Genomic DNA, 10,928 nt, shown 5'->3' on the forward strand with positions numbered 1-10,928 from the left:
CACCTTGTTTAAACCAATAACAACTTTTCACAAGCCATGAATAGTAATCAGCAATTCTTAAAATGTAGACTTAAAACATGTAAAAAAATATGTAAGTGTTAATAAATCTCATTTGTAACGCCTCAAGCTACTGAAACTGCTGACATTACACAATTCATCATCTGGGTTTGTTTGTTTAAAAATTAATCAATAAAAGTTTACTCAGCCGTATCATTAAAATATTTTCTTAATCTAATCAACACATTAAACTGTCAATTGAGTCACACTTTTGTTTTATGAATCCAGCAAAATCGTATGCCAAAGAAAGATTTTTTCAATAAAAAGCTGACGTTATCAACATCAGCTTTTTAGAAATTATGTCGTCGGTGCTTAATAACAATCCCAGTTATACACCACTTTAGAGAAATCTCTTTTTTCAAGATCATCAGGATGAATAAAGAAGTTCCCTACGCCTGAGTCGCCCCACATGATCTCAATACCTTCAGCTTCACCTGTATCAATCTGCAACAGTAAAATATAATCTTGAATAGATTCATTGTATTCACGCGGATCAGATTGAGTAAAAAATGGATATCCTCCTAAACGATGACCGCTTGCGGAAAAAACTTCACTGTACTCATCACAAAACTCTTCCTCATCTTCTCTTTCATAAGGGTCTGTGATTTTTTGAGCAAAATCAAAGTTGTTCATATCAATATAGCTTTCAGCCTTCTCAAACTGAATCGCAGATTGCCCTGCGATAGGACTATAAATATCGTCCTCAGCAAAACTTGGAAAATCGCTTTGTAAAAGTGCAAGATCTTGCTCAATCTTGTCATAGAAAACCACGCGAAAGCCATCTTGCTTTTTTTGATCATCAAAATTGAGACCATATAAATCATCATGCGGATTGATAAAAAACTGTAAAATTCCAGACTTTGGATAATGTTGATTTTCTGGCACTTCTGCAAAATTGATCTGCGCCAATAATTGTAAGTCATCCCCCTCCGCGCTCTGCGGATATTGCTTTCCTACAGGTAAATAAGGATTTCCACCCACTTTACTTTGCCAAATCTGTAAATCTTCAGCGGGCAATAATGATATTTCTATACTGTCTTTTTTTGTCGCAATAATTTGCGTTTTATAAGGCTGTAAACATGCTGGGAGCTCATTCAAATTTATACTCATTTTCAAATACTCTTAGTTTTAAATGTTAGATGGATGCAAAACAGAAAATAATCTAGCTTAAAAAGAAAGTGAGATTAGTATAAACTCTGAAGCTATTCAGAAACATTACGAATGGGTAATCATGCGACATAATCTGTCATTTGTGTCGTATAAACTCCCCAAATTGGAAACTATATGAAAGCGTATTTAGACCTTCTACAACATATCCTAGACGATGGCGGTGACAAAGGTGATCGTACTGGTACAGGTACTCGTTCTGTATTTGGTCATCAAATGCGTTTTGACTTGTCAAAAGGGTTTCCGCTACTGACCACTAAAAAAGTTCATTTCCGCTCAATTGTGATTGAACTGCTGTGGTTCCTAAAAGGCGACACCAACGTTCAATATTTAAAAGACAATAAAGTTTCGATCTGGGATGAATGGTCTACTGCTGAACAGACTGCCCGTTTTGGACGTCCTGAGGGTGAATTGGGCCCAGTCTATGGTCATCAATGGCGTAACTTTGGCGCAACGCAAAAAGACAATGGTTTGTTTGAAAATGATGGTTTTGACCAAATCAGTTGGTTGGTCAATGAAATCAAGACCAATCCAAACTCACGTCGTTTGATTGTGTCTGGCTGGAATCCAAATGAAGCCGGTAAAGTTGCCTTACCGCCATGCCACACTTTATTCCAATTTTTTGTTCAGGATGGAAAGTTGTCTTGCCAACTTTATCAACGTAGCGCAGATGTTTTTCTAGGGGTGCCCTTTAATATTGCCAGCTATGCTCTACTGACTCATATGGTTGCTCAAGTTTGTGGTTTAGGCGTAGGTAATTTTGTCTGGACTGGCGGTGATACACATTTATATGTTAACCATTTTGAACAAGCAAAACTTCAGTTAACACGTGACCCCTTACCATTGTGTCAACTCAAGTTAAATCCTGAAATTAAGGATATTTTTGACTTTAAATTTGAAGATATTGAAATTACAGGTTATGAATCACATCCTGCAATTAAAGCACCTGTAGCTGTTTAAATATTTTAATTCAGTCTTTCCTTATTCCCTCCTTGCAATAGGAGGGAAAATTTTCCAATGGATAATAAGCGAATTCATTATGACATTTAAAAACTTTGAAATTGTGCATGTCGTTGCAATGGATCAACAACGCTGCATTGGTAAAGCGAACGATCTTCCATGGCATATTTCAGCAGATCTTAAACACTTCAAAGAAATCACCCAAGGTGGTGTTGTGGTGATGGGACGTAAAACGCTTGAATCGATGGGACGTGCATTACCTAAACGTGTCAATTGGGTAATTACCCGTGATCAGGATTGGAGCTTTGCTGGGGTTAAAACGGCCCATAGTATAGATGCTGCTTTGGAGCAAGCCATTCCTGATGTATTGGCATCAGAAAAACCTGCCAGTATCTTTATCATTGGTGGTGGTGAAATTTTTAAACAAACTATGCACATTGCCGATCGTTTAGAGCTCACCCACATTGAGCTCGATGTACAAGGTGATGCGTATTATCCAGAAATTCCAGCGGAATTTAAAAAAGTTGCGAGTGAGTCACATGTTGATGACAAAACAGCTATTGCTTTTGAGTTTGCAACATACCGAAAATAGCACTAAACTTTATGAACAAAAATAGTGGCTTATGGATAGCTTAAAAACAAGATCAATACTGCATACACTTGGAATGGGAATAATCCATTCCTTGTTTAGCTTATTTGTGGTATTGAGCAGCCTGTGGTTTTGTTTCGCGATTTGGATTCAACACCCATTAGGAAAAGTTTTCAGTTATATCATCATCCCTATTTGGATTATTTTTGCACTGAGTATTCTTGGAATCTATTTTACTAAAAATATATTTAGCCGAAAAACTGACAGTCTGATCTATATCATCGCCTTTATTGTCAGCTTAATCTGGTACTTTAATATTCCTGCACAGCAAAATCGTCAATGGAGTCCAGAAGTTTCCAGAATTTTTACTTATGAGCAGCAAGGTAATCTTGTCACGATTCATAATGTCCGCAACTTTAATTGGCACTCCCCTAATCAATATGACGAACGCTGGGAAACCAGAAGCTACAACTTAGATGAGATTACAGGCGTCAATATCATCACCTCTTATTGGATGGGACCACAGATTGCCCATACCTTGGTCAGCTTTGATTTTTTAAATCAACGTCCACTCGTTTTTTCCATTGAAATTCGGAAAGAAAAAAATGAAAACTTTTCTGCAATTGGTGGTTTTTTTAGACAGTTTGAGCTAAGCCTAATCGCTGCAGATGAAAAAGATATTGTTTATACACGAAGTAATATTCGAGGTGAACAGGTTTATTTTTTCCCGATTCAATTACCAAAAGCAGAGACCAAAGCATTATTTGAAGAATATCTTTTGAAATCTTCCGCTTTAGCAGAACATCCAAAATGGTACAACACCCTAACCAGTAACTGTACAACTTTGGTTTTTGATATGGTTCAGGCGATTTCCCCTGAAAAATTACCAACAGATTATCGTTTATTGGCTTCAGGTTATTTACCCAATTATCTTTATGATTTGGGTGCATTAAATCATCAATGGTCAATCAAAGAATGGTATAAAAAAGCACATATCAATCCAAGAACGGCTGAATATGCTCAGTTTAAATATCAAAATAGCGATAACTTTTCTAAAGTGATTCGTTTTGGTTTACCTGAAGACCATACTCAATAATGTATAGCTTTAGTCAGCCCGTCTTTATGGTTTAACTCAATTTTGTTTATATAATGATTAAAATTAGGAGAATACGCATGTTTAAATCCATAATCGCAACCACATTCATCACAGCAACGCTCTTGTTTTCTGGATGTGCATCTACACCAAGTGCCGATCAACAAAGCCAAAATCTAAGTTTGTTGCAAAACAAAAATTGGACACTCACGCATATTGGTGCAACAGAATATAAAGCAACGTCAAATGCTCACAACGTACCAAGTATTCAATTTGGTTCAGATTTACGGGTAAGTGGCGCAGATGGCTGTAATCGCATTATGGGTGCCTATGCGATCAAAGGGCAACACTTGACCTTAGGGCAACTCGGCTCAACTCGTATGTATTGTCAGGACACTATGAAACTCGCGGCTGACTATACTGAAGCACTCAATAAGGTGAAAGGTTATCAAGTCTATGACAAAACGTTAAAGTTAGTCGATCAATATGGGAATCGTGTTTTGCAATTTACAACGCCATAACATCACCGAATCACTTATTTGTATACTCCTGTTTAAAAGCTTAAAACATTAGGCTTTTAAACCCCTCCAATTATAAAATCCAATACCAACAGTGAAATCGAATAAAAATTTTTAACTCAATCAATGAAAGACAATAATTTTACTACACACGCTGTCTTATCAATGGGATTAGAATAACAACAACTTAAAATTTGGATATTTCTATGAAAGTTATTGGCCTTATCTTAATCTCATGTCTACTTCTATCTGCATGTAGTTCAATGAATGTAAGACCTACGGTTGGGGTAAGTATGGGAACATCTGTTAAATAAAAAAACAGCACCGAAGCGCTGTTTTTTGATCAATAAAAATTATGGGCATGTAATCGTATTGATACCATAAGGACTGTTTAAATTTGGTCCGTATGTCCCATCAGTACTGTAATCAGATGCAACTGAAGCGAGCCCTAAATTATATGTCGTTCTAAATGGTAATGTCGCAACTTGTGATGATGCGCCAATTTGTACATTAAGCCATTGAGCATAAATCTTCGGATAACGAATCACAAAATCAAACTTCCCTTCAGCATCCGTTGTATACGTTGCCGTAGCCCCTTGTCCTAAGAATGTTGGTACTTTAACTGGAATGCTGTTTACTTCATTATTGGTAATTGCACTATATGGTGCGGTTACAGCACAACTATGTGCTGAATTGATTGTTGTTAATGCAGGGAAGTCATCAGTCGTATTTGCTGGCGTTCCATTATTGTTCATTGGAATACCATTACTTAAATAAATATTTGGATTGTTCAAATTATAATAACCACTACCAGGTCCAACCCATTTTAGTACTGGATCAGAGCCAGGCACAGGTGCTAACGCCCAAATGTAACGACCTTTAACATAATTAGTTGGATTAATATCCATTTCCACTTTTTGATTCGCTAACGGCTTACCATCAAAATCGACAACACTTACTGATAAATTTTTCGTGTAGTACACACCGTCATTTGAAGATCCCGTTTCTGTAGGATTAACACCGATGACAATTGATGCAACTGGATTCTGCACAACTGACTGCACAACATCAATACGTGAAATTTGAGTTGCGTCTAAATACCCTGCTTCACTGAATGTTGCTGTTAAATTTAAATCATCAGCATCAAATGCTGCTGCAGTATATGTCGCATTACGTGCACTTTCATCAACCTTAACTTTAAATACTGCTTGTCCATTTTGGTCGGTTGTTAAACCAGATGCACCAACAATAATTACACCATTTCGAACAAAATCTTTGATATTCAAATTGACATATTTATTCGCAACACCACCACCATTTTGATCTACTAAAGTCACTGTAACATTTGCTAGATCATTACGCACATTTAGTGTTGCTTTATTCGACTCGATTCGTAAATTATAACGCGCAGGTTGAGGTGCTGTTGGTGAAGGTTTAAATGCAGTTAAACGATAAATCTGTGTTGTTAAGGCGCCATTTGTATTGGTATTACTTGCTGTGAGTTCAATACCACTTGCCAATAACAAGTCTCCATCAGCAGTATTACCATCCACTTCCACAGAGAAGAAAGCATTACCATTTGAGTCAGTTTTTACAGTCTGTGGTTTACTTGTATTTGTTGGGTGTCCATCCCCAGGTGTTCCAACAATCAATGTCGCAGAATTATTCGCCGCTAAGGTTACATCTTCATCTCTAACAGGAAGACCATTGTTATCAAGCAATTGCACTTTAACAATTGTTTTATCACCAGCAACACTTAAACTTGCCTTAGAAGAATCTATAGTTAAATGATTTGGATTAACTGCCTCAAAAACACTAAATTCTAAGGTAGATACAACATCAACACCTTTCGGATTTTTAATCGTACCTTTGATTTGAATTGCTTTAGAACCTAAATCAATTAATGCTTGTTTAGCAGCACTTGGAATATCTTTTGGAATCGTAATCGTAATCTGTGTTTGACCATTTGCTGCTGTTACTAACGAATCATTACTTAGTCGAATTCCAGCATCATAAGCTTCTTTATTTAAAGCTAAATTTACAGGATAGCCTGTATTAGCGCCCAATTCATCTTTAACTGCAACTTGAACTTGATAACTTTTGCCAAACTCTAATTCTTTTTTATCAGCAGTTAAACGCAAGTTTACAGAATCTTGAGGGATAGCAACCTGAATCGAACCCGTCTGCTGAATACGATCACCATTATTACGATTTGTACCCACAACAGCAAAGGTGATGCCATTCTTGATTAAGCTCGCATCATAAGCACCTTCAGCAACTCGAATGGTAAATTCAGCTTCACCCTTACTATTTGTTGTCACATTGGAGTCTGACAATGAAACTCGAGAACCGGCTAAACTTGATAATGCAATCGCGACAGATGTATTTGGAATAATTACTCCATTCTCATCTTTGGCAATCACTTTAACACGGACCTCTCCACCCAATACAGAAACGGTTTGAACATCATAGCTCAGACTTAATGCGGCCAAATCGGGAATGACAACCACAGGTTGAGAAATCTCAACTTTACGAGTAACTGTATAAGCAGAACCATCGGTACGTACTCCTTTTACAGCCACAGTAAGACCATTTGCAACCAAGTTCGCCAATTCACTTGTATTATTGGCTTTCACCTTAATCTTAAACGTTGCTTGACCTTGAGCATTCGTTGTAAGTGTTGCCGCCGTCGCGAGGCTCGCTCCATTACTTGTCGCTGCATCATTTAGCCCGATAGACACTTTTTGATTCGCCAGCGCCTTACCATCTGTACCCAACGCATTAACGGTTACATCAAATGTTTGTTCATTATTTACAGTTAAAATGAGGCTACCCAACATATCAATATTCAAGTGATCTAAATCAATTTCACCTTGAGCTGTTGGGGCTTTAAAATTGAGATTGACTGTACTTGCCGCACCAACTCCATTGGTTGGTTTAGCAATGAGTCCTAAACCATTCTCAACTAATGCTTTTTGGGTTGGACTTCCGCTTGCTTTATACTGATAGGTAAATGTTGCATAACCTGTTGCATCCGTAAGTGCATCCGCAGAACTGGATAGACTTAATCCTAGGCTTTGCAACTCTGAAACTGAATATGCTTTTGAAAATCCTAAATTAACAGTCTCTCCTTTTAATGCACTACCTTTTACACCTGTAGCTTTCACTTTGACTACAATGGTTTGATCCTTGGTGTAGTCATAGGCTACATTAATCGGGTCTATTGCAAGATAACTTAATGCTTCCTCAGACTTCGCTTCATCTTCTACTGTAATCTTAATGCTGTTTGTTACATTATTATCTGTGGTAAATGTTGCAGTAATACCTGCCGCAACTAAAGCTTCAACAGCTGCTGGTGTTTTAGCATTGGTTTTTAAAGTGAATCGGACATAACCATTAGCATCAAATGTTTGCTCTGCATTTGCAGTTCCATCTCCGGCAATAAACGACACACCATTAGAATTCGCTTCAGCATTTAGGCTGAGTTTGACCTTACCTTGAGTCGCGGCTTCACCTTTATTATTAATTCCTTTGACTGTAATGGTAATCGAATCATTTTTTGCATTAATCTGATACGAAGATGCAATTTCAAGACGTTGAAGTGCCTGTTGATTTGATGCTCCAGTATCAGCAGTTGTCACTTTAACTGTTGCTGTTGCAAAAATATCTGCGGAGTCACTGTAAGTCGCTTTTAAGTTAATTCCTTGTTGAGATAAGGCAATCGGATACGATGATGCAGATTTAAGGGTAAATACTGCATAGCCTTTCGCATCAGTTGTCACTTCTGCTTGATCAATCGTTACACCATATACAGCACTACTATCTGTAAAAGATAATTTTACTTTTTTATTGGTTAAAAGATTACCATCACTATTTTTTGCAACAACGGTAACTTGTGTCGTTCCACCTTGTGCAACAATAGGGCTATCTTGAGTAACAATTTCTAATTTTTGAACAATTTGAGAAACATCTTTAAAAGTAATGGATGCTTTTGCTTGGCTCTCAGCTTTAAACTCATCCACTAATTTAAAGTCTAAACTTGACGAGGTTAATACAAGTTGAGCAATGTCAGCTGTCGTTAAATCACTATTTGCAGTAATATTAAAAGTTGCTTTGCCTAGCTCATCTGTTTTTAAGGTAGAACCATTTGTAATCGAAAATTTACCTTGCATTTCAGCAGGTAAAGCTAAAGACACAAATTGATTCGCTTTTACACCACCATTTTTATCTGTGACTTGGGCAGTAATAGAAGCTGAACCTTTTGGTAGATTAAGCACAACTCCCTGTTGGATTTTAAGATTATATTCACTTTGAATCGTGCTTGTTTTTTTAATATTAAGGGTATAAACCTGTTTAATTGTTGTTCCATCTACAGTTGCAGTCAGCTGTACTTTTCCAGAATTTGCATTTAATGTAGGAATATTTAGTTCAAATACTGCAATACCGTCATCACCAGTTGTTACTTGAGAAGTCTTGCTCGTTACACCTAATTTTTCACTATCTGCAATCGATAAATTTACCAGTTTAGCAGCAACACCACCTTTATCACTGTTCAAGGCTTGAACTGAAATTAAGACTTTAGAATTGTCATAAGCAACATCAATTGGTTTAGCTTCAGCATCTTGTAGCGAAAGCCCCAAACTTTCTACAACTTTTTTAGTATCCGTGGTTGAACCATTACCACCGTTTCCTGTACCTGTTCCACCATTATTCTTATCATCCCCATAATATCCACCACCTCCACCGCCGCCACACGCCACTAAAGCTAATGAGGACGCCAGAACTGTTGCTTTAACCCCTAATTCTTTAAATTTTGTTAAGTAAATCATAATTTCATCCATTGTATTTAGTATAAGTTTTGCCCTAAAAATACTTTTATGGCTTTTACACGAAATGTACTCAAATCTACAAAACTTTTCAATCTAATACTTGTGATATATTGAAAAAATATAATTTGACGACACTCTTTATATGAATATTTTTTATAAATTGCTGTTAAATATTTAATTGATATTTCTTTTAATATAATTAAATGAGGAGAAGAGATGTACGACATCATCATCATTGGCGCAGGAACAGCAGGTATTAGCGCATATAAAGAAGCAATCAAATATACATCTAACTTACTGATTATTAATAAAGGTCCTTGGGATACAACCTGTGTCCGTGTTGGCTGTATGCCAAGTAAAGTTCTCATTTCAACTGCAAATCGAATGTATGACATTCAAAATACCAATGAGGTCGCTTTGGAGGTAAAAGCAGAGATTGATACACGTCAAGTTATGCAACATGTCAGAGATTTACGTGATCGCTTTGCTCGGGCGACACTTAAAGATTTAGAAAGTTGGGAAACTGCGCATAAAATTGATGGCGAAGCTAAATTTGTAAATGCAAATACGGTTGAAGTCGATGGAAAACATTATCAATCTAAATCATTTATTCTTGCTGTAGGCTCAACACCGACCTATAACCAGGATTGGAAAAATAAAATAAGCAATAAACTGATTACTTCAGATGAAGTATTTGAACTTGAGACGCTGCCTAAATCTATTGCCGTGATTGGTAGTGGTGTGATTGCAATTGAATTAGCTCAAGCGATGCACCGCTTAGGCGTAAATACGACTGTTTTTGCAAGAAGCAAAAAAGTGGGGGTGCTTAGTAGCCCTAATTTACAAGAAATCGCTCAAGCAGAATTATCTAAAGAACTGAATATTAAATTTGAAGTTTTACCTGATTCAATCCAAAATCTTGAAAATGGGGTTGAAATATCATTTATCGAAAATAATGAATCTAAATCCATACAGGTTGACTATATTTTAAATGCGACTGGTCGTGCTACAAACTTATCAACTTTGTCCCTCGAAAACATTGATCAAGCATTCTCAGATTTAAAACAATTACCGGTTCATCACACCACTAAACAATTGGCTGATTTCCCAATATTTATTATTGGCGATGCTTTTACCCAAACGCCTTTACAACATGAGGCTGCAAATGAAGGAAGAAATGTCATTTCAAGTTGTTTAAATTTTCCAAATATTCAGCATTTAAATAACCTATCCCCTTTAGGTATCGTGTTCTGTAGTCCTGAAATGGGGATTGCTGGGCAAAACTTTGCCACGCTGTCAAAATCAGACATAACATTTGTTACAGGTTTTGCTTCTTATGAAAAACAAGGTCGCGCATTGGTTTTAGGTAAAAATAAAGGTGCTGTTGAAGTTTATGTAGATCAACAAAGCAGAAAACTCTTAGGGGCTGAACTTTTTATTGAATCTGCTGAGCATATGACCCACTTACTCTCTTGGATCATTGCAGAACAGCTGACAATTGATGAGATATTAGCAAAACCTTTTTATCATCCAACTTTAGAAGAAGGCTTAAGAACTGCGTTAAAACATGCCCGAAGACAACTTAAATAACTTTTTTACCTATCAAATTAAGCTCTATTTTGAAGAATAGAGCTTCTTTATTTTCTTGCGCAGATTTCTATTTCATTATGCCCATAATAAACACCGCGCATAAAAAAACACCCCGCTCTCGTTAA

Annotated in this window: 7 protein-coding genes; 5 read left to right on the plus strand and 2 right to left on the minus strand. The window is 36.7% G+C overall.

The window, feature by feature from the left end; all coding sequences use genetic code 11:
• Positions 1-369 precede the first annotated feature (369 nt).
• Positions 370-1,167, minus strand: a complete 798-nt coding sequence (locus GJV03_RS11140; protein WP_151956628.1) for a YwqG family protein — start codon at positions 1,165-1,167, stop codon at positions 370-372.
• 174 nt (positions 1,168-1,341) lie between these two features.
• On the opposite strand from GJV03_RS11140, the gene thyA reads away from it, so the two are divergent.
• The 4 genes from thyA (at position 1,342) to GJV03_RS11160 (ending at position 4,387) form a co-directional block, all read left to right on the plus strand.
• Positions 1,342-2,184, plus strand: coding sequence for a thymidylate synthase (gene thyA / locus GJV03_RS11145; RefSeq protein WP_154130103.1), 843 nt, complete (start codon positions 1,342-1,344; stop codon positions 2,182-2,184).
• A gap of 79 nt (positions 2,185-2,263) precedes the next feature.
• Positions 2,264-2,776, plus strand: coding sequence for a dihydrofolate reductase (locus GJV03_RS11150; RefSeq protein ID WP_154130104.1), 513 nt, complete (start codon positions 2,264-2,266; stop codon positions 2,774-2,776).
• A 31-nt stretch (positions 2,777-2,807) separates the two neighbouring features.
• Positions 2,808-3,869, plus strand: coding sequence for a DUF4105 domain-containing protein (locus GJV03_RS11155; RefSeq protein ID WP_154130105.1), 1,062 nt, complete (start codon positions 2,808-2,810; stop codon positions 3,867-3,869).
• Between the two features lie 77 nt (positions 3,870-3,946).
• Complete coding sequence (locus tag GJV03_RS11160; protein ID WP_105713387.1) at positions 3,947-4,387, plus strand: META domain-containing protein; 441 nt, start codon at positions 3,947-3,949, stop codon at positions 4,385-4,387.
• 350 nt (positions 4,388-4,737) lie between these two features.
• On the opposite strand, the gene GJV03_RS11165 is transcribed toward GJV03_RS11160, so the two are convergent.
• Positions 4,738-9,213, minus strand: coding sequence for an Ig-like domain-containing protein (locus GJV03_RS11165; RefSeq protein ID WP_154130106.1), 4,476 nt, complete (start codon positions 9,211-9,213; stop codon positions 4,738-4,740).
• Between the two features lie 216 nt (positions 9,214-9,429).
• On the opposite strand from GJV03_RS11165, the gene GJV03_RS11170 reads away from it, so the two are divergent.
• Positions 9,430-10,803 carry a dihydrolipoyl dehydrogenase gene (locus GJV03_RS11170; RefSeq protein WP_154130107.1) on the plus strand — a complete coding sequence of 458 codons (1,374 nt, stop codon included), beginning with the start codon at positions 9,430-9,432 and terminating at the stop codon, positions 10,801-10,803.
• Positions 10,804-10,928 lie beyond the last annotated feature (125 nt).

Origin of the sequence: Acinetobacter sp. RIT698 (assembly GCF_009668065.1) — a bacterium.
In the GTDB taxonomy this organism is placed as follows: domain Bacteria; phylum Pseudomonadota; class Gammaproteobacteria; order Pseudomonadales; family Moraxellaceae; genus Acinetobacter; species Acinetobacter guillouiae.